Origin of the sequence: Methylobacterium sp. 275MFSha3.1, assembly GCF_900108435.1 — a bacterium.
Taxonomy (GTDB): Bacteria; Pseudomonadota; Alphaproteobacteria; order Rhizobiales; family Beijerinckiaceae; genus Methylobacterium.
Map to the genome: position 1 here is coordinate 211,040 of NZ_FNWP01000004.1, position 25,782 is coordinate 236,821.

Sequence of the window (25,782 nt, forward strand, 5' to 3'; positions counted from 1 at the left end):
CGATCCGACAGCCGCGTCCCGGATCTGCGCGCCGAGTTCCGGTCAGCCGGCCGCCGCGTCCTCGGCGCGGCTCGCCCGCAGGGTTCGGGCCTCCTGCCGGGCGGTGGCCAGCACCCGCTGCCGGCTCACCGGCTCCCGCAGCGATTCCCACAGACGGAGCAGTTCCAGCGTCGGCAGCGCGTCGCAATCCGGCGACGCGTCCCCGGATGCGCGCCCGGCCGCGGGCGCGCATCCGGCGAAGAAGATCGCGACCGGGCTCCCCAGGGCCTCGGCCAGTCTCCCCAGGAGCGCGTCGGCCTGGACGGTCGGGATCATGGGAAATCCTGTTTCTGCGCGGGCGGTCGAACCGGATCCTTACCTTTAAGTTGTATGCTCGGCATTCAACCAGGTTACTGCACCGCCATGTCCGACGACGACGGTTTTGACCGCATGGTGGAGGCGACGATCCTAGCCCATCAACTCGTGGCCGCGCACGGCACGGCGACGATGCAGCTCCTGTCCCGATTGCTGCTCATGGAGATCGGTACGGAGATCGCGGCGCGGCGCGATCCCGATCCGGCCGCCAACGACAATCCGGACGCCCTGGAGGATTAGAGCGCGCTTCGCCGGCATTCCGGTCGGATCGGGTCCCGGCGGAAGAACCGGCCTGGCCCGTAATCCTTGGCGCGATGCAATGGAGCGGGCGGCAAATCTGTTGATCGGCCCACCGATCCGAGCAGGCGGCATTTACAAGGACGGATAACGGTCTAGCTTCTGGGTAGAAACTACCCACGAATCACGGATCCCTCGCCGATGATCGCCGAACGGGTAGCGCTCGCTGGTGCGCTCCTCCTGCTGAGCATCACGCCCGCGGTCCCCCAGCTGCGCCGTCCGATGACGTGTACGGTGGAGGCGTCGACCAGTCTCGATGTCGCCGCACCCGAAGGCGCCAAACCGCAATCCCAGAAGGCCCGGACATTCTCGCTGGTCTCCAGCGGCGGCCTGCTGACCGTGATCTCGGCCGGGCGCTCCGACTATTACGAGTGCCAGACGGCCTCGCCGCGGCTGAACGAGCGCACGCCGCGCAACGCGATCAAGTGTCAGAACGGCGTCTACTTCCTTCTGATCGACCTCAACAAGATGAACTTCGTCGAGGCGCAGCTCAATCCCGAGGAGCGCAACGACGTCAAGGTCAGCTACGGGAATTGTCGGACCCTGTAGGGGCGTCGCCGGGCAACCTAGTCCATGTGGATCAGAACGTACGCGGCGGCGGCAACGGCCGTGAGGGTGAGGACAACCAGCAGCGCCGTCTTCCCGGGCGGTCCTTCCGGCGGGTCTGGGGCGTTGGTCATGCGGCTCCTCCGGGCCGGTGACGGGGCCTCTGCCGAAAGGGCCCGGTCCTTCGGTTGGTTCCCTGGCGGGGCCCGGTCCGCATTCTTCCGCCCCGGCCGGGACGATCACCGGCAGAAATGCGCCGCGGCCGGCGTCCACTGGCCGAAGCCCGTGGCGACCATGTTGGCCACGACCCGGCAGATGTAGATCTTCTGCGCGGCGTTGTTGTGCGGGCCGGCATGATAGCGCGCCACGGCCATCGTCCAGCTGCCCTCCCGCCGCTTCAGATCCCGGAGAAATTGCGTCGCGTAGTCCACGTTCGTGCGCGGGTCGATCATGGCCTCGACCGAGGCGAACTTCTCGCCGTGATAGTGGTGGTTGATCTGCATGCAGCCGAGATCGATCAGGCGCGCGCCCCGGCGGCGCGCCGCGGCGAAGTGGGCCAGCACGTCCTGGGGCCCGGTCGCGAAATAGGCCGCCCCTTCGATGTTCATGGCGTAGGGCTGGAGCGAGCCGCGCTTACCCGTCTCCGTGAGGCCGACCGCGTAGAGCACGCCGAGGGGCACGCCGTAACGGGCCGCGGCACGGCCCATCTCGGCCTCGCACACGGTCCCGGCGACCGGGGCGGCGCTACAGATAAACGCCGCCGTCGCGAGGACGTACCGTCTCATCTGTCCGCTCCCCGTCGCGCCTGCCGAGCGTCGGCCGCTGCGCCGCGCGCTGGTCTGCCTGCCGCTGCCCGTCCCCGCCGTGACCCGGCCGGGCGCCGCCGTCGGTGAGCCCGGATTGGCCCTGGGACGGTGATCCGCCCGCGGAGAACCCGGCGTCGCCGGGGCGAACCGGCTCGACAATGATCTCGGGCCGGTAATGCGCGTGCTTGAGCAGTTCGGTGAGGATCGCCGAATCCCGCTGCAGCATCGCCGCCGTCTCGGGACGCGCGGCGCGCAGATGGGTCTCGAGCTGACCGTCGACGAGCCGCAATTCCACCGTGACGATCCCGAGGCTCTCCGGCCGGAGCTGGATCTTGAGCACCCGGAGCGGCCCGTCCTGAGCCGCGGGGATCGCCGGATCGGCGCCGACGCGACGCTCCGGTCCGGCTGCGGTCGCGCGCTCGATCTCCTCCGTGATGGCCGCCGCGATCGTCGGCAGGACGGCGGCGAGTCGGGCCGGCTCGGTCCCGGATCCGTTGCCGGGACCCGGGATGGGGACGCCCGGCGGCCCCTGCCGGCCGGTGGGGGCGAGGAGGAGTCCGGCGATGCCGGAGCGGGAACGGTTGTCCTCGCGTGCCGTGAGCCCCCCCGGCCCATCGATCCCCGTCGCGGTGCGGGCCGACGCATCGGCGCGGGCCGACGCATCGCCGGCTCGAGGCTCGGGATCGGTCGCGAGGGCGACCGTCGCCTTCGGCGGCGCTGCGTTCACCTTCCCGGCGACCGTCCCGGCGATCTGGGTGGCGACTTGCGCGGCAATCTGGGCGGCGATCTGGGCGGCCGGCGCGATCGGAGCAGGATCGGGCCCGGCGACGGCCGGAGCCACCGGTCCGGGGCGGACGGGTCGAGGCTGAGCGTCCGCCGCGTCCGGGACGGTCGGCAACGGGGACGTTGCCGCTGCGGCGGCCGGGAGGGCGTGGCGGGCCGCCTCGGGCAGGACGGGCTTGAAGTGAACCGCCCGGTCGAGAACCTCGACCTGCGGGGGGCCGCCCTGCAGCAGGGTGCCCGGGCTCGGCCCGGCGCGCGGCGACGCGTCCGCGCGGGCTGCCTCGAGATTTCCCACGAGGCTGGTCTCCGGGGCCGCGTCGGGGCCCGCCGGGGATGCGGCGGATGGGGCCGGTCCCGGAGCACCGGTTCCGTGTCCCGCGGGCAGTTCCGGACGGGCCGACAGGACGGCCGCGCTCAGGATCTCGGCGAGCGCCGCGGCGGCGCTGCCGGGATCGCCCGGTGACGGCGGCGGCGCGGGCGATGCGCCGGCTTCGGGCCGCCGATCCTCCCCGGTCGCGCCCTCCGGTTCGTCCATCTCACCCCCGTCGGTCTCGGGTCGGGCCGCGGGAGTTCCCCCTGAGACCGCGCGCAGGACGAGGTCGAAGGCGCCCCGCACCGCCGGATCCGGCAGCGCCTGAAGGTCGGCCGCCGGATGCGGGGACGGTGCGACATCCCGATCGGGTTTGGGGACGGGTTTCTGGACCGCGGTGGAGATCGTGTTCACGGGGTCGCCTTGCTGAGCATCAGATCGATCCGGTCGATCGTGGCCTGCGCCTTCGGGATCAGGCTCGCGGGCCCGTCGGCGGGATCCGGCGCCGCCCGCGCCGGCTTCGCGGCGGCGTCGGCCTCCGGCAGGCCGGGCCGGCCGGCGAGCCCGCGTCCGATCGCCTCGGTGGTCGAGAGGGCCGTCTCGAGGAGGGGCATGTCGCGGGCCGTGAGCTTGGCCCTGTCGAGCGATCTCAGCGTCCGCGACCCGGACTCGAAGGTCGCCAGGCTCACGATCTCGGCGGCAGCCCGGTAGAGCTGGCCCCGGGTCGCCTCCGCGCTTCCGGGCGCGCACAGCGCGAGGGCCTTCTCGCTGGCGCGGAGCGCGGCGGCCGTCTGACCCGCCTGGATCGCCGTCTGGGCGACCACCAGATACAGGTCGCGCCGGCTCTCGGGACCGAGCTCGTCCAGGATCCTGTTGAGGGTCGCGAAGCGCTCCGCGTCGTGGCCGATATCGAACTGCGTCAGCTGATAGGCCAGTCGCTGCCGGAAGTTGCCCGCGTAGATCGAGTGCGGGAAGCGGCGCAGGTACTGGATCGCCAGCGCCTCGAACGTCTTCAGGTCGCCGATCTGACCGAGGGTGAAGATCTCGCGGCGCAGGGCGCCCTCCTCGGTCAGAGTGCCCGGCAGCAGCACCCGGACGCGGTCGAGCAGGGCGATCGCCCGGATCGGCTGGTCGGGCACGGCGAGCGACGCCTGCGTCAGGCCGATGGCGCCCGCGAGCGTCGGCGGCAGATCCGTCGTGTCGACGTCCTGGAGCAGGCGCCGCGCCTCGGCCTCCCGCCCCTCGACATAGGCGAGCGCCCCGCGCGCGAGCGTCGCTTCGGGCTCGCCGAGGCCGTCCTGAGCCGTCAGCCGGCGCAGGACGGAAGGACCGCCGCCGCTGAGGGCGAAGGTGATCGCGGCCCGGAGATTGCTCCGGCGGCCCCAGATCTCGGGCGGGGCGGCCAGGAGATCCGCGTTGATCCGGGCGATCAGCAGCGGCTGGCTCTCGTGGGCGGCCCGGGAGCCGGCGGCGACCCGATCCTGCAGCAACTGGAGCGTGCGCACCCACTGCACCGGATCGCCCGTCGGCGCCTGCGGGTCGGCGGCCGGGGCGGCGGGAGGGCCGCCCGCCGGTTCCGCGGCGACGGGGGCGGCCCTCCCCGCGATGAGCAGGCCGAGGGCGGCCGCCACGATCCGCCCGGTCCGGGACACCTTCATCCTGGAGATCCCTGCAGGAGAATCTCGATCCGCCGGTTCTCCGGAGCCTTCGGATCCGCGGCGTTGCGCGGCGTCCGGTCCGCGGCGCCCTCGACGCGCCAGATCCGCGCTTCGTCGATCCCGGCCCGGGTGAGCATGTACGCCGCTCGATCTGGGACCGCATCTCCAACGGGTCCGAGACCGCCCTGGCGGGCTACCTGATCAAGGAGCATCCTCAGACCGCGGCGCTCGTGCTGTCCAAGGTCAAGCCGGCCTGCGCCGCCAAGGTGATGGCGCAGTTGCCGGCGCCGCTGCGCAACGGCGTCATGCGGCGGATGCTGACGTTCAAGCCGATCGTCGACGCGACCATGAAGATGATCGAGCAGACCATCCACGAGGACTTCATGATCAACCTGGCGCGCAATGCCGCGGCGGATACCCACTCGCGCATGGCCGACATCGTCAACAAGATGGAGCGCCAGAGCATGGAGGAGGTCCTGGACAACCTCACGCAGACGCGCCCGAAATCGGCCGAGATCCTGAAGAGCCTGCTCTTCACCTTCGACGACATCATCCACATGACGCCGCGGGCGCGGACGACGCTCTTCGATCAGGTCCCGCACGAGAAGGTCATCCTCGCCCTGAAGGGCACGAACGGGCCGTTGCGGAACGTCGTGCTCAGCGCGCTGACCGCCCGCGCCCGGCGCCTCGTCGAGCACGAGCTGGAGGGAGGCGAGCCCGCCGCCCAGCGGGACGTGCTCGACGCGCGCCGCGCGATCACCGACCAAGCGCTCGAGATGGCGTCGCGCGGCGAGATCGAACTCACCCCGGCCGACTCGGATGAGACCTACTTCCGCTAGCACCGTCCCCGGTCGGGGACGGCTCCGGGGCGCCGCTCCGGCGGACGCGTCCCGCCGAGCCGACCGGCGCGGTGCCGTCGGCGGCCCGAGTTCGGGGCGCCGCGATGTCTGAGGACAGGGAGAGCAAGACCGAGGCGGCGAGCGAGAAGAAGATCAGCGACGCGATCGCGGAAGGAAACACGCCGTTCTCGCGGGAAGCGCCCGTCTTCGCCTCCATCCTGGGACTGCTGATCTTCCTGGTCTTCGTGGCGCGGGATCAGGGGCTGCCGCTGGTGCAGAGGCTCGCGCTGATCTTGGAGCAGCCGCGCAACTTCAGCGTGGAGACGAGCCACGACGCGATGCGCCTCGTCCACGCCCTCGCCCTGGAGATGGGCCGCTTCCTGCTGCCGGTCCTGGTCATCCTGCTCGTGGCCGGCATCGCCGCCTCGATCTTCCAGAACGCGCCGCGCGTGGTGTTCGATCGGATCCAGCCGAAATGGTCCCGCATCTCCCCCGTCGCCGGCTGGAATCGGCTCTTCAGTCTGCAGGGGTTCATCGAGTTCGGGAAAAATCTGTTCAAGTTCTTCGCGATCGGCGGCATGTCCTACATGGTCCTGCACGCGGATCGCCACGAGATCGTCAATGTCATGTTCGTGGATCCAGTCGGGTTGCCCGAATTCCTGCTGACCCTGTCGGTGCGCCTCGTCTCGGCCGTGAGCGTCGCGACGATCGCGCTGGTCGCCGGCGACCTGGTCTGGACCCGCGTGCGCTGGCAGCGCGACCTGCGGATGTCGCGGCAGGAGGTGAAGGACGAGTTCAAGCAGCTCGAGGGCGACCCGCTCGTGAAGGCGAAGATGCGCTCGCTGGCGCAGGACCGGCTGCGCAAGCAGATGATGGCGGCGGTGCCCCGCGCCACCATGATCCTGGCGAACCCGACGCACTACGCGATCGCGCTGCGCTACGACCAGAGCGAGAACGACGCTCCGACGGTTCTGGCCAAGGGCGCGGACCTGATCGCCCTCCGCATCCGCGAGATCGCCGAGAAGCACCGGATCGAGGTCGTCGTCGACAAGGCGCTCACCCGGGCGATGTACGACCATGTCGAGGTCAACCAGGCGATCCCGGCGGAATTCTACCGGGCGGTGGCGAACCTGCTGGTCTACGTGATGACCCGCAAGCGCCGCTGACCGGCGCGGCGTGGCCGAGGCGTGGCAGCGGCGTTGACCGGTCGGCCCGTCCCGACCGGCAGAGGCCGCGAACCCTGGCAGATCCGCGGCGCGGCGTTTCAGGCCGCGCAGGCCGTCGGCGGGCCCGGGGCGGTCTTGGGGCGGGCCCGGGGCGGTCTCGGGGCGCTGCGCGTCCGGGATCCGGGAGCGGCCTCAGGCCGCCCGAACGCGGGCGTCCAGGCGCTTCGCCTCCCGGCGGAACCGGTGCAGCACGAACTCGGTGTAGCCGTTCGGCTGGCCGGCGCCCTCGAAGACCAGGGCCTCGGCGGCGCGGAAGGCCGGCCCGTCGAAGCCCGGGGCCATCGGCCGGTAGGCCGGGTCGCCGGCGTTCTGGCGATCGACGACCTCGGCCATGCGCCGCAGGGCCGCGGCGACCTCGTCGCGATCCACGATCCCGTGGCGCAGCCAGTTGGCGATGTGCTGGCTGGAGATCCGCAGGGTGGCGCGGTCCTCCATCAGCCCGACCTCGTGGATGTCCGGCACCTTGGAGCAGCCGACGCCCTGGTCGACCCAGCGGACCACGTAGCCCAGGATCCCCTGGCAATTGTTGTCGAGCTCCTCCCGCACCGCCTCCGGCGCGAACGCGCCCTCGGCGAGGGGCAGGGTCAGCATGGCGGCGCGGGTCGCGGGCGCCCGGCCGGCGAGCGCCGCCTGGCGGGCGCGGACATCCACCTGATGGTAGTGGAGCGCGTGGAGCGTCGCGGCGGTCGGCGACGGCACCCAGGCGGTGTTGGCGCCCGCCTCCGGGTGGGCGCCCTTGGCGTCGAGCATCGCCGCCATCCGGTCGGGGGCGGCCCACATGCCCTTGCCGATCTGCGCGTGGCCGGGCAGGCCGCAGGCGAGGCCGGCATCGACGTTGCCGTCCTCATAGGCCTGGATCCAGGCGGTCGCCTTCATGGCGTCCTTGCGGACCACCGGACCCGCTTCCAGCGAGGTGTGGATCTCGTCGCCGGTCCGGTCGAGGAAGCCGGTGTTGATGAAGAACAGCCGGTCCGACGCCGCGGCGATCGCCGCCTTGAGGTTGAGCGTCGTGCGCCGCTCCTCGTCCATGACGCCGATCTTGAGCGTCCGCGGCGCGAGGCCGACCAGCGCCTCGACCCGCCCGAACAGCGCCACCGCGAAGGCGACCTCGTCGGGACCGTGCAGCTTGGGCTTGACCATGTAGACCGAGCCGGTCCGGCTGTTGCGGAGCGGACCGGTGCCCTTCAGGTCGTGCAGGGCGATCAGCGCGGTGACGGCCGCGTCGAGGATCGTCTCCGGGATCTCGGCGCCGTCGAGGGTCACGGCGTCGGTGTACATGTGGTGGCCGACATGCCGGACCAGCATCAGCGACCGGCCCGGCAGGGTCAGGCGCCCGCCGTCGGGGGCCGTGAAGGTCCGGTCCTCGGCGAGCCGCCGCTCGACCGTGCGGCCGCCCTTGGACAGGGTGGCGGTCAGATCACCGCGCATCAGGCCGAGCCAGCTCCGGTAGACCGCGACCTTGTCGGCCGAGTCCACGGCCGCCACCGAATCCTCCATGTCCATGATGGTCGAGAGGGCGGCCTCCAGCACCACGTCGGCGATGCCGGCCGGGTCGGTGCGGCCGATCGGGCTCGCGCGGTCGATGACGACCTCGATGTGCAGGCCGTTGTGGCGCAGCAGGAGCGCGGTCGGCGCCGCGGCGTCGCCGGTGTAGCCCGCGAAGGCGGACGATCCGGTCAGGCCGGCGCTGCGACCGGCGCCGAGATCGGCGGCCAGGCGGCCGTCCGTCACCGAGAAGCCCACGGCATCCGCCCAGGAGCCGACGCTCAGCGGCGCGGTCGCGTCGAGGAACGCCTTGGTCCTGGCCACCACCGCGGCGCCGCGGGCCGGGTTGAACCCGGCGCCGGGCGCGAGCTCGCCGTCCTGCGGGATCGCGTCGGTGCCGTAGAGAGCGTCGTAGAGGCTGCCCCAGCGGGCATTGGCGGCGTTCAGCGCGTAGCGGGCGTTGGAGATCGGCACCACGAGCTGCGGCCCGGCGATGGCGGCGATCTCCGCGTCCACGTTCTCGGTGGTCACCCGCACGGTCTCGGGCTCCGGCTGCAGGTAGCCGATCCGCGTCAGGTAGGCCGCGTAGGCCGCCGGATCGTGCGGCTGGCCGCGATGGTCGCGGTGCCAGGAATCGATGTCCGCCTGGAGGCCGTCGCGCTGGTCGAGCAGCGCCCGGTTGTGCGGTGCGAGATCGCGGACGATCGCGGCGAAGCCCGACCAGAACTGGTCGGCCGAGAGACCGGTCCCGGGCAGCGCTTCCTCGGAGACGAAGGTGCGGAGATCCTCGGCGACGACGAGCTTCGACATGGCGATCCTCGGGGATGCGTGGCGACGCGCGTCAGAAAAAATCGAACACGCCGTGAAAAATTTTTGATGTCCCCTCGATAGATCGCTTGGCATCCGCGAGAAAGGCGGCAAAAGGGATTTGATTTTTTCCGCAGCGTTGACAATGCACGACCAGAGCGACTTGGAGATCTTCGCCCGGGTGGTCCGCACCGGCAGCCTCACCCAGGCCGGCTCGGAGCTCGGCCTGTCGGTCGCGGTGGTGTCGAAGCGGCTGAAGCGGCTGGAAGAACGGCTCGCCGTGCGCCTGCTGCATCGCACCACGCGGCGGGTGGCGCCCACGGATGTCGGGGCGGCCTTCTTCGAGCGGATCGCCCCGATCGTCGACGCCATCGCGGAGGCCGAGAGCCTCGTGTCGCAGACGGCGACGCGGGCGCGGGGGACGCTCCGGGTCACGGCGCCGAGCTCCTTCGGGCGCCTGCACATCGTCCCGCACCTGCGGGCCTTCTTCGCCCTCCATCCCGGCATCGTGCTCAACTTGGAGCTGAGCGACGATTTCGAGTCGATCGTCGAGCGCGGCTACGACCTCGCGATCCGGGTCGGCGCGCTGGAGAGTTCCGGGCTGACGGCGGTGCGCCTCGCGCCGGTGCAGCGGGTCCTTTGCGCGCGGCCGAGCTACCTCGACGCGGCCGGGCGGCCGCGTAGCCTCGACGACCTGCGCGGCCATGTCTGCCTCGCCACCGAGAACCAGAATCCCTGGCGGCTGGTCGGGCCGGAGGGCCCCTGCACGGTCGGCGCGTCGGGGCCGCTGCGCACCCATTCCAACGAGGTGGTGCGCGAGGCCGTGATCGGCGGCCTCGGAATCGCGCTGCGCTCCACCTGGGACGTGCACGCGGAGCTGCGCGACGGCCTGCTGGAGGTGGTGCTGCCGGCCTACGCGGCGGCGGCCTCGGCCGGCATCTTCGCGGTCTACCCGAGCCGGGCCTTCGTGCCGGCCAAGACCCGGGCCTTCATCGCGTTCCTCAAGCAGACCTACCGGTCGAGCGGGGCCTGGGCAGACGGGTGAGGCCCGTGCTGCGGCGTCTCGCTCCTGCTGAGCGGGAGACGCCCGCTCGACGTCTCACGCCGTCGCCGATCGCGGCACCGCCGTCGTTGCGGGTGGAGCGAAGCAGTCCGGTCGGCGTGACGAGGTCGGACGTCGCGCTGCCCTGGGTCGCTTCGCCGCGCTCGCGATGACGGAGAGCGGCGCATCGACCGAACGGCTCAGCCGGCGGCCGTGCCGCCCTCAGCCGTTCGCGAAGAAATCCGGATCCGTCCGCGCCAGCATCCGCTTGAATGCCGCCCACTCGTTGTCGGGCGCCCCCTGGACCACGACGCGGTCGTAGCCGGCGGCGTACTGCCCGGCGGTCTTGGTGGCGATGGCGGAGGAGGGCCGGATCACCGGCGCGCCCGCCGCCTGGATCGCCAGCTGCGCCCGGCACGAGCGCTCCATGTTGTGCATCAGCCGGAACGCCTCGCCGACCGTGCGGCCGCAGGTCAGCAGGCCGTGGTTGCGCAGCACCATCACGGGCTTGTCGCCGAGATCGGCCACCAGCCGCTCCCGCTCGTCGAGGTCGAGGGCGATGCCCTCGTAGGCGTGGTAGGCGACGCGCCCCGTGAACTGCATCGACCACTGGTTCAGGGGCAGGAGCCCCTCCTCCTGGCAGGAGACCGCCACGCCCGCGACCGTGTGGGTGTGCAGCACGCAGATCGCGTCGTGGCGCGCGGCGTGGATGGCGCTGTGGATCGTGAACCCGGCCGGGTTGATGCCGAGCCCCATCGGATCCTCGAGCACCTTCCCGTCGATGTCGACGGTGACGAGGTTCTCCGGCGACACCTCCTCGAAGCGCATCCCGTAGGGGTTGATCAGGAACCGGTGCCCGGCGCCCGGCAGCCGCGCCGAGATGTGGGTGTAGATGCTGTCGTCGAGGCCCAGCCGGTGGATCAGCCGGTAGGCGGCCGCGAGGTCGACGCGCATCGCGCGGATCGCGGCGCGATCGGCGGGGTCCGTATCCCGGTCCGCGACGGTCGACGGTGTGGCTGCGCTCATGCGACGGCTCCCTGCCGGTCGGCCCTGTCGGCCCTCCGGGATCGCCGCCCGGCGCAGGCGGTCCCGCGATCCCCGGGCGCCCGAGGCGGGGGCTCGGGGCGAGGTCCGGGAATCGCCGGCAGGGTGCACCAGGGCGGGCGGCCCGGCAATCCGGTGGGATGCGGCGGGACCTCCGGGGGAGCGACGGCCGCGTCCCACCGGATTGCCGGGCCGCGCGGGCGGTCGCCCGAGCCGTCTTCCAGTCCCTTACTTGGACGGGCGGTCGCCGGGCGGAAAGAGCGCGAGCGCCTCCTCCGCCAGGACGCCGCCCGTGATCGCGATCGGGCGGAACGCCGACCGGTCCGCGACCTCCGTGCAGGTGATCATGATCTGGTCGATCTTCGTGGCGAGCTGCTGCAGCGAGGCGGCGAATACGACGCGCGAGATCCCGCACCAGACGATCGCGCCCATGCACATCGCGCAGGGTTCGCCGGACGTGTAGAGGGTCGTCCCCCGCAGCGCCTCCGGCCCGTGCTCCGCGAGGAAGCGGCGGATCGCCACCATCTCGCCGTGCGCCGTGGGATCGCGCTGCTGCTTCCCGAGATTCAGGCCCCGGGCGCGGATCTCGCCCTCCGCGACGATGACGGCGCCGAACGGGAAGTCGGCGCGGCGCGCCTCGGCGATGGCCGCCCGCATGAAGGTCTCGTCCGCGGCCGTGGCCGGCGCGGCGGTGGTCGCCGACGCGGGGCGCGCGCCGGTCGACAGCGCCACGCCGAGCGCCGCGGCCCCGAGGAACGCGCGCCGGCCCGCATCGGGCGCGACGGGCGGTGCGTGGCCGTGCTGCCCGGTGCCGCGGAGCTTGCTCGTCATGATCGGTTCCGCTGAGCTGTCTCGAGAGGCCATCCCGGCGGCCGCGACCGCGGCCCGGGGCCGTCCTGGAAGCGCTGCCTGGAAGCGCTGCCTAGAAGCGCTGATCGGTGCGGCCGGGGTTGGGGCCGCGGCCGTGATAGGACGCCATGCACAGGTGCCAGATCTGCGAACCGAGGTCGTAGAGGCTGAGGTTGTTCGGGTTGGGGTAGCTGAAGATCTGGGCCCGCGCCTGCTCGCGGCAGGCGGCGTCCTGCGGGCTCTGGATGGGTGGCTCCGGCACGGATTGCGCCGCCGCCCCCGTGGTCAGGGCAATCGCGGTCGCGAAGGCAATCAGCGGGAGGCGCATCGTCACAGGTCTCCGAATACGGCGCCGCGGTGGCCGCTGTCCGGCCGGCCGCGGATCTGGGAAGCGGTATGTGGGGCCGGCGGCGCTCCGGGCGAGACCGTCCGGAGCGCCGCCGGCGCGTTCGTCAGCGGCGACGCCAGTGGTAGCTGCGATGCCAATGATAGTTGCGGTGCCAGCGATAGTTGCGATGCCAGCGGTAATTGCGGTGCCAGCGATAGTTGTAGGTCCGGTAGAAGCGCCGGCCTCCGTAGTAGCGGGCTCCGTAGAAGGCCGGGCCCGGGCCGTAGAACCGGCGGGCGTTCGGGACGCACCGGCCCCACGGGTTGAGGTGGAATCCGGGCCCGCACCAGTAGCCGACCCGGGTCAGCCCGCTCGCGTCGCCGGCCAGCGGCGCCGGTGAGAGCGGGGCCGCCGACGCCGGGCCCGCCAGGCCCAGGCCGCTCAACACAAGGGCCACGAGCCCCATCATCCGCATGAAATGCACGGCGTGATCCTCCCGCGACCGGCGCGCTGTCCGCGTCCGGATCGTGCATCATGCTGCTTGCGAGCCAAGATTAATGTCAATGGCCCGCATTCAGTCAATAACTGTATCAACTACGCATCATCATTTATGAGCCGCGCGATTTCCGTTCTGTATTCAGTGTTCGTCAATGCATCCGTTCCAATCTGACGCACCCGGCGCGCCGGTGACGGATCGGGAGGAGGACCATGAACAGCATGGATCGTCGGGCCGGCGGACGGTCTCGACCCATCGTGACGGCCGGCCTCGCCGCCCTCGTCCTCGCGCTCGCCGCCGGTCCCGGCGGCGCGCAGGACGGCTTCGGTGAGGGGGCCGGGCGCCCGGCCGACCTCGCGGCCGGCGCGGAGGTGGACGCGCTGCGGCCGGTCGTCGAGCGCTTGGCCGGCGCCTGGGTCGCGCGCGGGGCGATCCCGGGCCTGATCGTGGGCGTGAGCCACCGGGGGCGGCGCAGCTACTTCGGGTTCAACGGGGCCGGCGGCGCGCCCTACCGGTCCGACACGATCGTGGAGATCGGCTCGATCACCAAGGTGTTCACGACCGCGCTGTTCGCCGAGGCCGTCGATGCGGGCCGCCTGCGTCCCGACACGCCGCTGCAGGAGCTGTTGCCGAACCTGCGACTCCGGCCCTGCACGGCCCAGATCACGCCGCTGCAGCTCGCCAACTTCACCTCGGGGATGCCGACGCTGCCGGGCGACCTGCCGCGTGCCCTGGCGGAGCGCAGCGTCCGGACCTACCCGCCGGAAGCGTTCCTGGCCTGGGTGTCGCGCTGGAGCCCGGAGGGATCCGAGGCGGGCGGCTGCGCCCTGCCCGCCCCCTACCGGTACTCGAATGCCGGCATCGGCCTGCTCGGCTACGTTCTCTCCGAACGTCTCGGCGCGCCGTGGGAGAGCCTCGTGCACGAGCGGATCACCGGGCCGCTCGGGATGACCAGCACGGCGGTCACCGTGAAGCCGGCCGACCGCGCGCGTCTCGCGCAGGGCTACGGGATGGAGGGCCAGCCGGTCATGCCCTGGCCGGTCTTCGCGTGGTACGCCGCGGGAGCGCTTCGCTCGACCGCCACCGACATGCTCGCCTTCGGCGAGGCGGCGCTCGGGCACGAGGCGGTGAACGGCGCGCCCGTGCCGCCAGCGCTCACCCGGGCGCTGCGCAAGGCGATGACGCCGCTCTACCAGCCGGAGGGACAGACCTTCCGGCAGGGCATGGCCTGGATCGAGGAGATCGGCGACCCGGACGCGGGCCAGCGGCCGGTCTTCCTGAAGGTCGGGGGGACCGACGGCTTCAACAGCGTGGTCGTCGTCAATCCGGGCAAGGATCTCGTCGTCTTCGTGGCCGGCGGCCAGCCGAAGATCGGCGCGGAGCGCCTCGGCGTGGCGCTGTCCCGCCAGATCCGCTGAGCGGGCCCGGGCCGCGCGGGGCGCTCACCCCGCCAGCGCGGCCTCGATCCCGGCCCCGATTGCCAGGAGCCGGCGGTCCTGTCCGTGCCGGGCCAGCAGCATCAGGCCCGCCGGCCGGGGCAGGCCCGGCATCGGCAGGGACAGGCCGGTGAGATCGAAGAAGTTGCCGAAGGCGGTGTTGCGCAGCATCAGGCGATTGGCCGCCAGGAAGGCCGCGTCGTCCGCCGCCAGCGGGGCGGTGAGCGGCGCCGTCGCGGCGGTCGCCGGGAGCGCCAGCACGTCGAGCGGGGCGAGGTGCCGGTCGAAGGCGGCGATCAGCGCGGCCCGCCGGCGCATCGTGCGGATGTAGCCCGCGGCCGTCGCGCCCCGGCCGGCCACGATGCGGCGATGGACCCGCCGGTCGTAGCGGTCGGCCGCGCTGTCCAGCCAGTCGGCGTGGATCGCCGCGGCCTCGATCGCCGCGAGGGAGCCGTCCGGGAGCGCCGCGTCCATGGCGGCGAGGTGGTCGTCGATCGGGTGATCGGCGATCCGGGCGCCGGCCCGGGACAGGCGGGACAGCACCCGCTCGAAGGCCTCGGCGACCGGCGCCTCCGTCTCGGTGAACAGCAGGCCCCGCGGCACGCCGATGCGCAGGCCGGCGACGGCGAGCGCCTCCAGCGGCGCGGGCTCCTCGCCTGCCATCACGGCGTCGGCGGCCGCGCAATCCGCGACCGTCCGGGCGAGCGGCCCCAGGGAATCGAGGGCGTAGGACAGCGGGAACGCCCCCTCCAGCGGCACGCGGCTTGCGGTCGGCTTGAAGCCGACGACGCCGTTCAGCGAGGCCGGGATCCGAACGGAGCCGCCCGTGTCGGACCCGATCGCGATGTCGCTCGTCCCCTGCCCCACCGAGACCCCGGCGCCGGAGGACGAGCCCCCCGGGATGCGCGCCGGATCGGCGGCGTTGCCGGGGGTGCCGTAATGCGGGTTGAGGCCGAGCCCCGAGAAGGCGAACTCGGACATGTTGGTCTTGCCCAGGATCACCGCGCCGGCGCGGCGCAGGCGGGCGACCACCGGGGCGTCGGACCGCGCCGGCGCCGCGTCGGCCAAGAGGACCGAGCCGGCGCGCGTCGTCTCGCCCGCCACGTCGAACAGGTCCTTGATCGAGACCATCGCGCCGTCGAGGGGGCCGAGGGAGATCCCGTCCCGGCGGCGCGCATCGGCGGCGTCCGCCGCCGCGCGGGCCTGCTCCGGGTAGAGGCGGGTGAAGACCGCCGGGTCCCCCGCGGCGATCCGGGCCAGCCGGGCCTCGAGGGTCTCGCGTACGCTCATGGTCCTCACCGCATGATCTGATCCGGCCCTGCAAGCGGAGGGCCGGTCGGGCCGGTCCGCGTCAGAACGTGCCGGGATAGGCGCCGCCATCCATCAGCAGGTTCTGCCCGGTGATGAAGCCCGCCTGCTGGCTGCACAGGAACGCGCAGGCGGCGCCGAACTCGTCGGGGTGGCCGAAGCGGCCGGCGGGGTTGTCGCGGGCCCGCTCCTCCAGGAACGCCTCCACGGAGGTGCCGGCCTTGGCGGCCCCCGCGACGGCGTTGCCGCGGATCCGGTCGGTGTCGAAGGGGCCGGGCAGCAGGTTGTTGATCGTCACGCCGTGCCGCACGGTCTTGCGCGCCAGGCCGGCCACGAAGCCCGTCAGCCCCGAGCGGGCGCCGTTCGACAGGCCGAGATGCTCGATCGGCGCCTTCACGGCGCCGGAGGTGATGTTGACGATCCGGCCGAACCCGCGGTCGATCATCCCGTCGACCGTCGCCTTGATGAGCGCGATCGGCGCCAGCATGTTGGCGTCGAGCGCCCGGATCCAGGCGTCGCGGTCCCACTCGCGGAAATCGCCGGGGGGCGGGCCGCCGGCATTGTTGACCAGGATGTCGGGCTCGGGGCAGGCGGCGAGCGCGGCGGCCCGGCCGGCCTCGGTGGCGATGTCGCCCGCGACGGCGGTGACGGTGACGCCCGTCGCGGCGCGGATCTCGTCCGCGGTCCGCTCCAGCGTCTCCGCGGTGCGGGCCGTGATCGTCACCGCGACGCCCTCCCGGGCGAGCGCCAGGGCGCAGCCCTTGCCCAGTCCCTTGCTCGCCGCGCAGACGAGCGCCCGGCGTCCGCTCAAGCCGAGATCCATGGGAAGCCTCCGTGAGCCGGCCCTCGCCGCGAGGGCGTCCGGCGCGTCATAGCGCGCCGGGTGCCGTCCCCGGAAGCGGCCCGGGACGGGGCGCGGGGCCTCTCGGGGTCTCTCCGCCTCCGGAGGGCCGGTTCGGCGGGCGCCTCACGGCCGGAACCGGGATCCGGCGCTCACCACGTGCGCAGGTCGCGGGCGCCGGGCACGTCCGGACGCTCCTCCCGTTCCGGAGCGACGAAGCCCGCCCACAGCAGGGCCACCGCCCCGGTGAGGAGCGGAAGGGACGTGCTGAGGACGAGGCTGAGGGTCACGGCGATCCTGCCAGGCGGACGGTGTCGAGGCGACGAGATCAGAATTCCATATCCTGAGAATTGTTTTCGACGACTTAAGGCGAGTGCTCGTAATTGCGGGACCCCGGAGGAGATCTGCGCGGCCCGCCCGCGTCGCGGCGGCCATCGCGCGTCATGGTGGCGTCGGACGCTCGGCCGAGGCCGACGCATCGCGGGTCCGCGCGATCCCGGCCGGATGTCCGGGCGACCGGGGCCGGTGCGCGCCGGCTCAGGGCTGATCCGCCGCTCCGGACAGGGCGCCGAACTCGTTGACCATGCACTCGTGCATCCGGCGCAGCCACGCCCGCGCCTCGGCCCGCTGGGCCTCCGCCCGTTCGGCCCGCTCGTCCGACGCGCGGGCCTGCGCCTCGGCCCGCTCGGCCCGGGCGAGCGCCGCCTGCAGGAGCGCCTCGGCGTGGCGGGCCCGCTCCTCGGCCGCGCGGAGCGCCGTCTCGGCCGCCCGCACGGAACTCTGAGCCTCCCGGACGGAGTCGCGGGCGCTCGCCTGCAGGGCGCGGACCCGCGCCGCGGCGCCGCGCACGGCGGTCAGGGAGGTCGACCAGTCATCCTCGGCCGCCGGGGAGGCGGGCGCGGGGGATGCGGCCGCGGCGCCGGAGAACAGCGCCACGACCCGGTCGATCGGGTCGGCGTGGCCGTCGCGCGGCAGGGCCGGGTCGGACAGGGGATGGGGCGCCGTCGGCTCGGCCCACGCGCGGGCGGCGCTCATGCCGCAGCCTGCTCGGTGAGGTCCGAGAACTCGGACAGGATCGCCTGTTGGACACGGTCCAGCCAGTCCTCGGCCTGCCGGGCCCGATCCTCGGCGGCGCGGGCGCGGGCCTCCGCCGCCTTGGCGCGCTCCTCGGCGGCGACGACCTGCGCCTCGGCGCGCAGCTGGGCCTCGCGCGCCTGCATCTCGGCCATCCGGGCGCGCTCGTTGGAGGCGTGGACCTCCTCGCGGACCTGATCCAGCACCTGCTCGATCCGCGCCTCCCGCTCGCGCGCCTGGGCCTCGATCACGCGCGCTTGGCGGGCGGCGGTCTGCACCCGGTGGATCAGCGCGTCCCAGTCCCGCGGCGCGGCCGGCGGTGTCGGGGACTCGGCCCGCGCGTGCAGCGACGCGACGGCGCGCAGGACGTTGCCGAGGTCGGGTTCGGACGCGGCGCCGCGCTTGGCCTTGTCTGCGGGCCGGAACCGAGGATCGCTCAGAAGCCTCTGCAGCTCGCTCACGGATCCCCTGCTCCCTGTGTACGCGATTCTGATCCGACTAAGCTGTTTATAATGGTTAACGAATGATTAAACGACGGGCGATCGGGTATTGGACAATTGATGACGGCGGCCGATCCGCGCGCGGCGGCCACGGCCGGGCGGGCCTCGCGCCGGGCCCCGGATCGCCGGATCGAAGCCGGCGGCAGGATTGCCGGCGCGCTCGCCGGATGTGCTGTTTGATACGGAATTCGCGCCCGGAATGACCGCGTATTCAGCTCATCGGTACGGGCTGAAATGGTTGTTCTGCAGGAGATCGCGATGGCCGGGAACCGCATGGAAGAGGCCTGGAGGCCGGCCTTCAAGACCGGACAGATCTTCTTCGGGCACCCGCAGGAATGCTGTGACTGCCTGATCTGGGAGCTCAGGACATCCGGGGCGCGGATCGAGGTCCAGCCGGAGGCGGTGCCACCGCAGGCCGTCCGGCTCGTCTCGATCGCCCTGCTGCTGAACCAGGCCTGCGAGGTCGTCGCGCGCGAGGGCCGGACGATCGAGCTGAGGTTCTCCCCCCGTCCGGAGCCCGCGGGCGGTGCGCCCGACGCGACGCGGCCCGTGCTCGGCCGCACGCTGTTCCCGCCGCACCGGCCATAAGTCTCCCGCATCACCGCGAAGCACCCGAGGAGGTGCGTCATGACCGCTCCGCAAGTCATCGCAACGATCTTCTTCCTGGTCTCGGTCGGTTCGGCGACGACGCTGGCCCTCATGGCGGCGGCCTCGGCCGTGCTGGACGCGGTCGCGAAGACCTGCGACCGCGCGCGGCCGGACGCGGGACGGGACCGCTCGCGCCGTGTCACGGAGGCCGCCTGTCGGCTGCGCCGCGCGGCCCTCGCCCGCGCCGCGATCCCGTAGGATCCCGGTCCCGCCGACGGGGCGGGCATCGGTTCTGCTCGAGCCTCGCCGTCTCGCCACGCGAGAGGAGGCACGAGCGACGCCGTGAGGGAGGAGCGGGCAGGCGCGATGCCGGAGGCCGCGACGGGTTCGGAGAACCCCTCTCGGTGGGCGATCCTGCCGTGACGTCAGTCTGGGGCGTTCAATCTGGAGACGGGCCGGGAGTCACGGCGTCGAATGGTGGAGACGACAGGGATCGAACCTGTGACCTTTCCCATGTCAAGGGAATGCACTACCGCTGTGCTACGTCTCCGTATCGACCGCGATCAGGTTCGACGAACCTGCAAGCCATCGAAATAGTCCAGACTGCTCAGTAACTTATGAGAGTGCCGACTACCGTGTCAAGGTAGTGCTCTCCCGCCGAGCTGCGCGTCCGGGCCGGCGCCGTTCGGGCTCCGGTGGGCGGGGCCTATAGCGGCTGCCCAGCGAGGGCGCAAGCGGAACCTGCGTGACCAGGCCGATCGATCGCGTCCCTCAATGGTCCGGCCGCGGCGCGCGCCGACCCGATCGCCCCGCGCCGCGCGCGGATAGCGCATTCTGCGTCAATGGCTTAGAGACGGGGAGAACGAGCCGGCGGGGGCAACCCGCCGGGATCCGTCTCCGGGCCGAACGCGCCATGGTGCACGCCGACGGGAAAATGCGCTATGGCCCTGCCGCTCGGCATCCGGCCGCGCCGCGACACATGGCGGACACTCGGCGCCGGCATGCCGCCGCCTCACGCTTCAGGACATGCGCTACTTCATCGACCACGATCAGGGCGACTCGATCCGCGGCTGGATCGTGCCGGACAATCCCCTCGCCATCAGCCGGGTCGTGGTCGCGGTCGACGGCCGACGCGTGGCCGAGGTCCCGGCCAGCGTCATCGACGAGGCGTTCAAGCGCAACGGCTGGCACGCCACCGGGCAATGCACCTTCGTGGTCAGCGAGGCCGAGGTGCCGGGCCTGTCCGAGATCCCGCGGCTCGAACTCTACGATGCCGACACCAACGTGCTGGTCTACCGCCGCATGCCGGTCGAGGGTCAGATCCGGCTGCGGACCATGCTGATCAACACCGGCATCGAGCCCGAGACCGTCCTCCAGACGGCGCTCTTCCCGTATTTCCAGCACTGCTACTTCGGCATCCACAAGCTGCCGGACGAGATCCTGAGCTGCGTCCTGGCCGGCCCGGCCGCCCCGTCGGCCTTCCTGTCGGGCGCCGTGACCATCCCGCGCTACGAGAACTTCATGACGCCGGACCTGATGGTCACGGCCATCCTGCTCCAGGAGCCGCAGATCGAGATGGCGGCCCGGATGCGCTGGCTGAAGGCCCGGGCCGCAGATGCGGCCGATCCGGCGCGCAGCTGGCGCCTGGGGCCGCTGGCCGAGGCCGCCGCCTTCGCGGACGGGTACGACTTCTCCGACGTGAAGAGCCTCAAGCGCTTCTTCCGGATGCTGCCCGAGCCCGCCTACCGGCTGCTCTACAATCCCCTGACCCGCCAGCTCGGGACCCGCATGCCGGACGACCGGCTGCATCCGGGCAACTCGATCGCGGCGATCGAGATTCTCGCCCGGGTCGGGATCGTCGGCCACAAGACCCGGTTCCCCGCCTTCGCGTCGACGCTGTTCGACCGCCTCGGGATCGACGCGCCGATCCCGACCCTGCCGCCGGTGCCGGCCGAGACGCTGGCGCTGGCCGAGCGCCTGAAGAGCGTCAAGGCGGTCGAGGACATGATCGTGTTCGACGTGGCCATGTCGGATGCCGTGAAGGCCTCGGTCGACAAGAGCTGGAGTTGATGGTGCGTTCGACCGGGCCGGCGGTGCCCGAATTCCGCCTCCCGACGGCGCAGGTCGCGGGGCTCTGGGGCAAGCGGCGCGCCCTCCCGGCGCGGGCGGGCTCCGACGGGTTGCGCGTCGCGCTGCCGGATCTCGCGGGCCGCTGGGTCGAGATCATCCTGTCCAACGACCCGGCCGAGGCCCGCGACACCCTCCCCGACATCAGCTTCGTCGGTCCCGACGGACGGGCGGGCACGCTGCTGCCGCAGGAGGCCCGGGGCGGCGGCGCCTTCGCGTGGATCGGCTGCCTGCCCGAGGACGTCGTCGAGCTGCGCGTCGCCGACCCGGCCGGGCGCGTCCCGGTCCGGCTGCGCCGGATCGCCGTGCGCCGCCTCGCCCGGCCGGTCCTGGCCGCCCGCGGGCTCCTGCGCGATCCCGGCCTGACCGTGCAGGCCTTCACTTGGCGGATCCTCGGCAAGAAGGTGCGCGCGCGGGGCTTCCTCGGCCGGGCGCTGCGCCACCGGCGCGTGAGCGGCTACGAGGCCTGGCTCGGGACCCACACCCTGCGCCGCGCGGAGCGGGACGGGATCGCCGCCGAGATCGCCGCCTGGACCGATCCGCCCCTGATCTCCGTGCTGATGCCGGTCCACGATCCGGACCCGAAGGTGCTGCGCGCGGCCCTGGCCTCGCTGCGGGCGCAGCTCTACCCCCACTGGGAACTGTGCGCCGTGGACGACGCCTCCACGCGCCCCGAGATCCCGCGGATCCTGAGCCGGGCGGCCGAGGCCGACCCGCGCATCCGCGTCCTCGCCCGGACGGAGAACGGCCACATCGCCCGGGCGACCAACGACGCGCTGGGCATGGCCCGGGGGGCGGTCTGCGCCTTCATGGACCACGACGACGCGCTCACCGAGGACGCCCTCTACGAGGTCGCCCGGGCGCTGCGCCGCGACCCGGGCCTCGTGCTGATCTACAGCGACGAGGACAAGATCGACGGGCGCGGCCGGCGATTCGACCCGCACTTCAAGTCCTGCTTCGACCGCGAGCTGCTCTACGCCCAGAACTACATCAACCACCTCACGGTCGTGCGCACCGAGGCGCTGCGCGCCGTCGGCGGCCTGCGCCCCGGCTTCGAGGGCAGTCAGGACCACGACCTGCTGCTGCGGCTGACCGACGGGCTCGACCCCGCCCGCATCCGCCACATCCCGCGGGTGCTCTATCACTGGCGCGCCGCGCAGGGCTCCGGGACCTTCTCGGACCGGGCGCTCGCCCGGGCGGAGGCCGCGCGCCTGCGCGCCCTGGAGGAGGTCGTGGCGCCCTGGGGCGGCCGCGCGGAGCGCGGTCCCGGCGGCTTCAACCGCCTGGTCCGGCCGCTGCCGGCGTCGCCGCCGCGGGTCTCCGCGATCATCCCGACCCGCGACCGGGCCGAGATCCTGTCGGTGACCCTCGACGGACTGCTCGGCGCGACCGACTACCCCGACATCGAGGTGATCATCGTCGACAACGACAGCCGCGAGCCGGAGACCGCCGCCCTGTTCGCCCGCTACCGGGACGATCCGCGGGTGCGCGTCGTGCCGGTGCCGGGGGCGTTCAATTTCTCGGATCTGTCGAATCGCGGCGCCGCCGCGGCCACCGGCGCGGTGCTCCTGTTCCTCAACAACGACATCGAGGTGCTCGAGCCCGGCTGGCTGGCCGAGCTGGTCCGCCACGCCGTGCGGCCGGAGATCGGGGCCGTCGGGGCCAAGCTCCTCTACCCGGACCACACGATCCAGCACGGCGGCATCGTCCTCGGGATCGGGGGCGTGGCCGGCCACAGCCATCTCGGCGTCGCGGACGCGGATCCGGGCTATTTCTGCCGCATGGTCATCGCCCACGAGGTCTCGGCGGTCACCGGCGCGTGCCTGGCCATGCGGGCGGACGTGTTCGCGGAGGTCGGCGGCTTCGACGCGCAGGCCCTGAAGGTCGCCTTCAACGACGTCGACCTCTGCCTGAAGATCCGCCGGTCCGGCTACCGGATCGTCTGGACCCCCTTCGCGAAATTGATTCATCACGAGTCGAAGAGCCGCGGGGCCGAGGACACGCCGGAGAAGCAGAAGCGCTTCGAGGGCGAGGTGCTGACCATGCTCGACCGCTGGGGCCCGGAGCTGCGTGCCGACCCCTATTACAACATCAACCTGTCACGGAATTCCGCCCATTACCGCGTGTGAGCGGTCCTCACCCGGTGGCGACACCGGTGGTCGCGGCCGCGCGGTGCTATGCATGCGTCAGTGGGTAAACTTGCGTCCGGAGCCGGTTGCGGTACCTCTGGACATGCCGCAAGAGGCAGTTCCGGCCAAGGCGTCCCCACGGGCGCGCGGCGAGGGCGACAATCAGAGATGAGTGCGAACACCCCTACGGTCGCGGGCCTGGAGCGCGACGCCCAGCAGGCGATGGGAGACCACAAGGTCCACCCCAACGAGATCGCTATCGGCGTGGTGATCGGACGCGCGTCCGAATACTTCGACTTCTTCGTGTTCGGCATCGCCTGCGTGCTGGTCTTCCCGAAGGTGTATTTCCCCTTCGTCGACCCGCTGAAGGGCACCCTCTACGCCTTCTCGATCTTCGCCCTCGCCTTCATCGCCCGGCCGCTCGGCACCGTGCTGTTCATGGCGATCGACCGGCGCCACGGCCGCAGCGTCAAGCTGACCACGGCCCTGTTCCTGCTCGGCGGGTCGACGGCGGCGGTGAGCTTCCTGCCGCGCTACGACAGCATCGGCATCTCGGCGGTCTACATCCTGGCCGGCCTGCGGATCCTGCAGGGCCTCGCCCTCGGCGGCGCCTGGGACGGCCTCGCCTCGCTGCTCGCCATGAACGCCCCGCGGGAGCGCCGCGGCTGGTACGCGATGATCCCGCAGCTCGGCGCGCCTTTGGGCTTCATGGTGGCGAGCGCCCTGTTCGCGTTCTTCATCGTCAATCTCGACGAGGCCGATTTCATCGACTGGGGCTGGCGCTTCCCGTTCTACTGCGCCTTCACCATCAACGTGGTCGCGCTGTTCGCCCGGCTGCGCCTCGTCGCCACCGACGAGTTCGCCCGGATGATGGACCTCGACCGGCTGCGCCCGGTCCCGGCCCTGGAGCTGTTCCGCCACCACGCCGGCGACGTGGTCCGCGGCGCCTTCGTGCCGCTCGCCGCCTTCGCGCTGTTCCACCTCGTGACGATCTTCCCGATCGCGTGGCTCGCGCTGAACAGCACGACCCGCTCGCCGGGCGAGTTCCTGATCGTGCAGTTCTCCGGCGCGATCGTGTGCGCCGGCGCGGTGGCGGCCTCGGGGCTGATCGCCGACCAGATCGGCCGCCGCAACTGCCTGATCATGAGCAGCTCGCTGATCGGCTTCTTCGCCGTCGGCAGCATCATCGCGCCGCTCCTGTTCGGCGAGAGCGCCATCGGCCAGACCATCTACGTCACGATCGGCTTCATGCTGCTCGGCCTCGCCTACGGCCAGACCGCGGGAGCGGTGAGCGCCCGCCTCGGCAACCGCTACCGCTACACCGGCGCGGCGCTGACCTCCGACTTCGCGTGGCTGATCGGGGCCGGTTTCGCGCCCCTGGTGGCCCTGTTCCTGTCGCAGCGCTACGGCCTGGCGATGATCGGCGTCTACCTCCTCTCCGGCGCGGTCTGCAGCCTCGTGGCCCTGTTCACCGACCGGTCGGAACTGCGCCAGATGTGAGTCGGCGGCCGGCGGCGCAGGCCGCCCGGCCCGCCCGTGAGCTGACTGGAACGCCGCCTCGCGCGGTACGGCAGAAGCGCCGCGGCAGCGGCATGGCAGAAGTGCCGCGGCAGCGGCCTGGGATGACGAGACGCGTGCTGTGACATCCACGATCCATCGACCGGACAGGACCGACACCGCGACCCGCCGAGGCGGTCGCGCTCGGCGCCTCCTGCCGCTCCTCGCCCTGCCGCTCCTGACCCTGCTCGGCGGCTGCAACTTCGTGGTCCTGCACCCGGCCGGCTACGTCGCCGAGCAGCAGCGCAACCTCGTGCTGGCGGCGACCGGGCTGATGCTCCTGATCATCGTCCCGGTGATCGCCTTCACGCTGATCTTCGCGTGGCGCTACCGCGCCAGCAACCAGGACGCGGTCTACGATCCCGAATGGCACCACTCGACGCAGCTCGAGGTGCTGATCTGGACGGCGCCGCTGATGATCATCATCGCCCTGGGCGCCCTCACGTGGATCGGGACCCACACCCTCGATCCGTTCCGGCCGCTCAGCAAGATCGACCCGAAGCGCGACGTCCCGGCCGGGACGGTGCCGCTCGAGGTCGAGGCCGTGGCCATGGATTGGAAGTGGCTGTTCCTCTACCCGCAATACGGGATCGCCACGGTCAACGAGCTGGCCGCGCCGGTGGACCGGCCGATCCGCTTCAAGATCACCGCCACCGACGTGATGAACACGTTCTACGTGCCTACGCTCGCCGGCATGGTCTACGCGATGCCGGGCATGCAGACCCAGCTCCACGCGGTGATCAACCGCGAGGGCGCCTACGAGGGCCGCTCGGCGCATTACAGCGGCGCCGGCTTCTCCAACATGTTCTTCAAGTTCCACGGCCTGACCACCGACAAGTTCGACCAGTGGATCGCCAAGGCCAAGGCCGAGGGCGGCGAGCTGACCCAGGAGGCCTACCTGAAGCTGGAGGAGCCGAGCGAGGCCGAGCCGGCGCGGTTCTACAAGTCCTACATGAAGGGCCTGTACGACCGGATCATCGGCATGTGCCCCCGGCCCGACCAGATGTGCGTCGGCGAGATGGCGAAGATCGACGCGCAGGGCGGCGCCACCGGCGCGGAGGCCGCGGAGAACTACGCGCGTCTCCGGTACGACAACCGCCTCGCCGAGCGCGGCGTCGAGGGGCCGGGCGCGACGGCGCCGGCCTCCGGGACCGCGCCGCACGGCCAGACGCAGCCGCAGGGCATGCAGCCGCGGCCCGACATGGGCAACCCGGACGTCCGGGGCCAGACGACGCCGCCCGACGCCACGGGCCAGGGCTCCGGCGGGGGTCGGAGCGGGGGCATCCAGATCGCCCCGAAGCAGCTGAACCAGTGAGGCCGCGCGTGCTGACAGCGGACTCCACACACACAAC

General features: G+C 72.2%; 26 protein-coding genes, 1 tRNA gene and 1 pseudogene. 12 read left to right on the forward strand and 16 right to left on the reverse strand.

Annotation, left to right across the window (positions count from 1 at the left end; all coding sequences use genetic code 11):
• Nucleotides 1-42: 42 nt before the first annotated feature.
• Nucleotides 43-315 carry a hypothetical protein gene (locus BLW78_RS05950; protein ID WP_091677542.1) on the reverse strand — a complete coding sequence of 91 codons (273 nt, stop codon included), beginning with the start codon at nucleotides 313-315 and terminating at the stop codon, nucleotides 43-45.
• Between the two features lie 87 nt (nucleotides 316-402).
• On the opposite strand from BLW78_RS05950, the gene BLW78_RS05955 reads away from it, so the two are divergent.
• Both BLW78_RS05955 and BLW78_RS05960 read left to right on the forward strand, forming a co-directional pair.
• Nucleotides 403-594: a hypothetical protein gene (locus tag BLW78_RS05955; protein WP_091677546.1), complete on the forward strand. Its 192-nt coding sequence runs from the start codon at nucleotides 403-405 to the stop codon at nucleotides 592-594.
• A gap of 198 nt (nucleotides 595-792) precedes the next feature.
• Nucleotides 793-1,200, forward strand: a complete 408-nt coding sequence (locus BLW78_RS05960; protein ID WP_042670689.1) for a hypothetical protein — start codon at nucleotides 793-795, stop codon at nucleotides 1,198-1,200.
• Between the two features lie 236 nt (nucleotides 1,201-1,436).
• Here the strand turns inward: BLW78_RS05960 and BLW78_RS05965 are convergent, their stop codons facing one another.
• Genes BLW78_RS05965 through BLW78_RS05980 form a run of 4 tightly spaced genes read right to left on the reverse strand, consistent with a single transcriptional unit; the run spans nucleotide 1,437 to nucleotide 4,891 of the window.
• On the reverse strand, nucleotides 1,437-1,982 hold the full coding sequence (locus tag BLW78_RS05965) for a transglycosylase SLT domain-containing protein (RefSeq protein WP_091677548.1): 546 nt from the start codon (nucleotides 1,980-1,982) through the stop codon (nucleotides 1,437-1,439).
• Complete coding sequence (locus tag BLW78_RS05970; RefSeq protein WP_091677551.1) at nucleotides 1,942-3,510, reverse strand: flagellar hook-length control protein FliK; 1,569 nt, start codon at nucleotides 3,508-3,510, stop codon at nucleotides 1,942-1,944. The genes BLW78_RS05965 and BLW78_RS05970 overlap by 41 nt, the downstream gene beginning before the upstream one ends.
• Nucleotides 3,507-4,754, reverse strand: coding sequence for a chemotaxis protein (locus BLW78_RS05975; protein ID WP_091677556.1), 1,248 nt, complete (start codon nucleotides 4,752-4,754; stop codon nucleotides 3,507-3,509). Before BLW78_RS05975 ends, BLW78_RS05970 begins: the two co-directional genes overlap by 4 nt.
• Nucleotides 4,751-4,891 (reverse strand): hypothetical protein, encoded by a 141-nt coding sequence (locus BLW78_RS05980; RefSeq protein WP_020093256.1) that lies wholly within the window; start codon nucleotides 4,889-4,891, stop codon nucleotides 4,751-4,753. Before BLW78_RS05980 ends, BLW78_RS05975 begins: the two co-directional genes overlap by 4 nt.
• A 6-nt stretch (nucleotides 4,892-4,897) precedes the next feature.
• Here BLW78_RS05980 and BLW78_RS05985 point away from each other — a divergent pair.
• Nucleotides 4,898-5,593 (forward strand): annotated as a pseudogene (locus BLW78_RS05985) (FliG C-terminal domain-containing protein); the annotation flags it as partial.
• A 104-nt stretch (nucleotides 5,594-5,697) separates the two neighbouring features.
• Entirely contained in the window at nucleotides 5,698-6,759 is a 1,062-nt protein-coding gene (gene flhB, locus BLW78_RS05990; RefSeq protein WP_091677558.1) for a flagellar biosynthesis protein FlhB, read from the forward strand.
• 192 nt (nucleotides 6,760-6,951) lie between these two features.
• On the opposite strand, the gene BLW78_RS05995 is transcribed toward flhB, so the two are convergent.
• On the reverse strand, nucleotides 6,952-9,114 hold the full coding sequence (locus tag BLW78_RS05995) for a malate synthase G (RefSeq protein WP_091677561.1): 2,163 nt from the start codon (nucleotides 9,112-9,114) through the stop codon (nucleotides 6,952-6,954).
• Nucleotides 9,115-9,256: 142 nt separating this feature from the next.
• Here BLW78_RS05995 and BLW78_RS06000 point away from each other — a divergent pair, with 142 nt between their 5' ends.
• On the forward strand, nucleotides 9,257-10,156 hold the full coding sequence (locus BLW78_RS06000; RefSeq protein WP_042670683.1) for a LysR family transcriptional regulator: 900 nt from the start codon (nucleotides 9,257-9,259) through the stop codon (nucleotides 10,154-10,156).
• A 219-nt stretch (nucleotides 10,157-10,375) separates the two neighbouring features.
• On the opposite strand, the gene BLW78_RS06005 is transcribed toward BLW78_RS06000, so the two are convergent.
• From BLW78_RS06005 to BLW78_RS06020, 4 genes are all read right to left on the reverse strand, one after another.
• The gene (locus BLW78_RS06005; protein ID WP_091677564.1) at nucleotides 10,376-11,179 is read right to left on the reverse strand and encodes a class II aldolase/adducin family protein; all 804 of its coding nucleotides are present in this window, start codon (nucleotides 11,177-11,179) and stop codon (nucleotides 10,376-10,378) included.
• A gap of 246 nt (nucleotides 11,180-11,425) precedes the next feature.
• Nucleotides 11,426-12,028: a nucleoside deaminase gene (locus tag BLW78_RS06010; protein WP_091677567.1), complete on the reverse strand. Its 603-nt coding sequence runs from the start codon at nucleotides 12,026-12,028 to the stop codon at nucleotides 11,426-11,428.
• A 91-nt stretch (nucleotides 12,029-12,119) separates the two neighbouring features.
• Nucleotides 12,120-12,374: a hypothetical protein gene (locus tag BLW78_RS06015; protein ID WP_042670699.1), complete on the reverse strand. Its 255-nt coding sequence runs from the start codon at nucleotides 12,372-12,374 to the stop codon at nucleotides 12,120-12,122.
• A gap of 124 nt (nucleotides 12,375-12,498) precedes the next feature.
• Nucleotides 12,499-12,849, reverse strand: a complete 351-nt coding sequence (locus tag BLW78_RS06020) for a GCG_CRPN prefix-to-repeats domain-containing protein (RefSeq protein ID WP_234082999.1) — start codon at nucleotides 12,847-12,849, stop codon at nucleotides 12,499-12,501.
• Nucleotides 12,850-13,082: 233 nt separating this feature from the next.
• Here BLW78_RS06020 and BLW78_RS06025 point away from each other — a divergent pair, with 233 nt between their 5' ends.
• Entirely contained in the window at nucleotides 13,083-14,288 is a 1,206-nt protein-coding gene (locus BLW78_RS06025) for a serine hydrolase domain-containing protein (RefSeq protein ID WP_091677570.1), read from the forward strand.
• A gap of 24 nt (nucleotides 14,289-14,312) precedes the next feature.
• Here the strand turns inward: BLW78_RS06025 and BLW78_RS06030 are convergent, their stop codons facing one another.
• The 5 genes from BLW78_RS06030 to BLW78_RS06045 all read right to left on the reverse strand — a co-directional run bounded on the left by BLW78_RS06030 (nucleotide 14,313) and on the right by BLW78_RS06045 (nucleotide 17,990).
• The gene (locus tag BLW78_RS06030; RefSeq protein WP_091677573.1) at nucleotides 14,313-15,596 is read right to left on the reverse strand and encodes an amidase; all 1,284 of its coding nucleotides are present in this window, start codon (nucleotides 15,594-15,596) and stop codon (nucleotides 14,313-14,315) included.
• Between the two features lie 61 nt (nucleotides 15,597-15,657).
• Entirely contained in the window at nucleotides 15,658-16,437 is a 780-nt protein-coding gene (locus BLW78_RS06035; protein WP_091677576.1) for an SDR family oxidoreductase, read from the reverse strand.
• A 170-nt stretch (nucleotides 16,438-16,607) separates the two neighbouring features.
• Nucleotides 16,608-16,745, reverse strand: coding sequence for a hypothetical protein (locus BLW78_RS31290; RefSeq protein WP_020093244.1), 138 nt, complete (start codon nucleotides 16,743-16,745; stop codon nucleotides 16,608-16,610).
• Between the two features lie 247 nt (nucleotides 16,746-16,992).
• On the reverse strand, nucleotides 16,993-17,490 hold the full coding sequence (locus BLW78_RS06040; RefSeq protein ID WP_056523291.1) for a hypothetical protein: 498 nt from the start codon (nucleotides 17,488-17,490) through the stop codon (nucleotides 16,993-16,995).
• Nucleotides 17,487-17,990, reverse strand: coding sequence for a hypothetical protein (locus BLW78_RS06045; RefSeq protein WP_020093242.1), 504 nt, complete (start codon nucleotides 17,988-17,990; stop codon nucleotides 17,487-17,489). Before BLW78_RS06045 ends, BLW78_RS06040 begins: the two co-directional genes overlap by 4 nt.
• Nucleotides 17,991-18,287: 297 nt before the next feature.
• On the opposite strand from BLW78_RS06045, the gene BLW78_RS06050 reads away from it, so the two are divergent.
• Both BLW78_RS06050 and BLW78_RS06055 read left to right on the forward strand, forming a co-directional pair.
• Nucleotides 18,288-18,617, forward strand: a complete 330-nt coding sequence (locus BLW78_RS06050; RefSeq protein ID WP_020093241.1) for a hypothetical protein — start codon at nucleotides 18,288-18,290, stop codon at nucleotides 18,615-18,617.
• Between the two features lie 39 nt (nucleotides 18,618-18,656).
• On the forward strand, nucleotides 18,657-18,875 hold the full coding sequence (locus BLW78_RS06055; RefSeq protein WP_020093240.1) for a hypothetical protein: 219 nt from the start codon (nucleotides 18,657-18,659) through the stop codon (nucleotides 18,873-18,875).
• Between the two features lie 217 nt (nucleotides 18,876-19,092).
• Here BLW78_RS06055 and BLW78_RS06060 read toward each other — a convergent pair.
• Nucleotides 19,093-19,167 (reverse strand) — tRNA-Val (locus BLW78_RS06060).
• A 476-nt stretch (nucleotides 19,168-19,643) separates the two neighbouring features.
• Here BLW78_RS06060 and BLW78_RS06065 point away from each other — a divergent pair.
• The 4 genes from BLW78_RS06065 (at nucleotide 19,644) to cyoA (ending at nucleotide 25,745) form a co-directional block, all read left to right on the forward strand.
• On the forward strand, nucleotides 19,644-20,687 hold the full coding sequence (locus BLW78_RS06065) for a hypothetical protein (protein WP_091677578.1): 1,044 nt from the start codon (nucleotides 19,644-19,646) through the stop codon (nucleotides 20,685-20,687).
• Nucleotides 20,687-22,873, forward strand: a complete 2,187-nt coding sequence (locus BLW78_RS06070; protein WP_091677581.1) for a glycosyltransferase family 2 protein — start codon at nucleotides 20,687-20,689, stop codon at nucleotides 22,871-22,873. Before BLW78_RS06065 ends, BLW78_RS06070 begins: the two co-directional genes overlap by 1 nt.
• A 168-nt stretch (nucleotides 22,874-23,041) precedes the next feature.
• Nucleotides 23,042-24,373, forward strand: a complete 1,332-nt coding sequence (locus tag BLW78_RS06075; protein WP_020093237.1) for an MFS transporter — start codon at nucleotides 23,042-23,044, stop codon at nucleotides 24,371-24,373.
• Nucleotides 24,374-24,512: 139 nt separating this feature from the next.
• Nucleotides 24,513-25,745, forward strand: coding sequence for a ubiquinol oxidase subunit II (gene cyoA, locus BLW78_RS06080; protein ID WP_042670818.1), 1,233 nt, complete (start codon nucleotides 24,513-24,515; stop codon nucleotides 25,743-25,745).
• Nucleotides 25,746-25,782: the final 37 nt, after the last annotated feature.

What these genes read in the sequence shown, in the direction of transcription:
- BLW78_RS05950 (WP_091677542.1), bottom strand. Translation starts at nt 315, where the DNA reads ATGATCCCGACCGTCCAGGCCGACGCGCTCCTGGGGAGACTGGCCGAG.
- BLW78_RS05955 (WP_091677546.1), top strand. Translation starts at nt 403, where the DNA reads ATGTCCGACGACGACGGTTTTGACCGCATGGTGGAGGCGACGATCCTA.
- BLW78_RS05960 (WP_042670689.1), top strand. Translation starts at nt 793, where the DNA reads ATGATCGCCGAACGGGTAGCGCTCGCTGGTGCGCTCCTCCTGCTGAGC.
- BLW78_RS05965 (WP_091677548.1), bottom strand. Translation starts at nt 1,982, where the DNA reads ATGAGACGGTACGTCCTCGCGACGGCGGCGTTTATCTGTAGCGCCGCC.
- BLW78_RS05975 (WP_091677556.1), bottom strand. Translation starts at nt 4,754, where the DNA reads ATGAAGGTGTCCCGGACCGGGCGGATCGTGGCGGCCGCCCTCGGCCTG.
- BLW78_RS05980 (WP_020093256.1), bottom strand. Translation starts at nt 4,891, where the DNA reads ATGCTCACCCGGGCCGGGATCGACGAAGCGCGGATCTGGCGCGTCGAG.
- flhB (WP_091677558.1), top strand. Translation starts at nt 5,698, where the DNA reads ATGTCTGAGGACAGGGAGAGCAAGACCGAGGCGGCGAGCGAGAAGAAG.
- BLW78_RS05995 (WP_091677561.1), bottom strand. Translation starts at nt 9,114, where the DNA reads ATGTCGAAGCTCGTCGTCGCCGAGGATCTCCGCACCTTCGTCTCCGAG.
- BLW78_RS06000 (WP_042670683.1), top strand. Translation starts at nt 9,257, where the DNA reads ATGCACGACCAGAGCGACTTGGAGATCTTCGCCCGGGTGGTCCGCACC.
- BLW78_RS06005 (WP_091677564.1), bottom strand. Translation starts at nt 11,179, where the DNA reads ATGAGCGCAGCCACACCGTCGACCGTCGCGGACCGGGATACGGACCCC.
- BLW78_RS06010 (WP_091677567.1), bottom strand. Translation starts at nt 12,028, where the DNA reads ATGACGAGCAAGCTCCGCGGCACCGGGCAGCACGGCCACGCACCGCCC.
- BLW78_RS06015 (WP_042670699.1), bottom strand. Translation starts at nt 12,374, where the DNA reads ATGCGCCTCCCGCTGATTGCCTTCGCGACCGCGATTGCCCTGACCACG.
- BLW78_RS06020 (WP_234082999.1), bottom strand. Translation starts at nt 12,849, where the DNA reads ATGCGGATGATGGGGCTCGTGGCCCTTGTGTTGAGCGGCCTGGGCCTG.
- BLW78_RS06025 (WP_091677570.1), top strand. Translation starts at nt 13,083, where the DNA reads ATGAACAGCATGGATCGTCGGGCCGGCGGACGGTCTCGACCCATCGTG.
- BLW78_RS06030 (WP_091677573.1), bottom strand. Translation starts at nt 15,596, where the DNA reads ATGAGCGTACGCGAGACCCTCGAGGCCCGGCTGGCCCGGATCGCCGCG.
- BLW78_RS06035 (WP_091677576.1), bottom strand. Translation starts at nt 16,437, where the DNA reads ATGGATCTCGGCTTGAGCGGACGCCGGGCGCTCGTCTGCGCGGCGAGC.
- BLW78_RS06040 (WP_056523291.1), bottom strand. Translation starts at nt 17,490, where the DNA reads ATGAGCGCCGCCCGCGCGTGGGCCGAGCCGACGGCGCCCCATCCCCTG.
- BLW78_RS06050 (WP_020093241.1), top strand. Translation starts at nt 18,288, where the DNA reads ATGGCCGGGAACCGCATGGAAGAGGCCTGGAGGCCGGCCTTCAAGACC.
- BLW78_RS06055 (WP_020093240.1), top strand. Translation starts at nt 18,657, where the DNA reads ATGACCGCTCCGCAAGTCATCGCAACGATCTTCTTCCTGGTCTCGGTC.
- BLW78_RS06065 (WP_091677578.1), top strand. Translation starts at nt 19,644, where the DNA reads ATGCGCTACTTCATCGACCACGATCAGGGCGACTCGATCCGCGGCTGG.
- BLW78_RS06070 (WP_091677581.1), top strand. Translation starts at nt 20,687, where the DNA reads ATGGTGCGTTCGACCGGGCCGGCGGTGCCCGAATTCCGCCTCCCGACG.
- BLW78_RS06075 (WP_020093237.1), top strand. Translation starts at nt 23,042, where the DNA reads ATGAGTGCGAACACCCCTACGGTCGCGGGCCTGGAGCGCGACGCCCAG.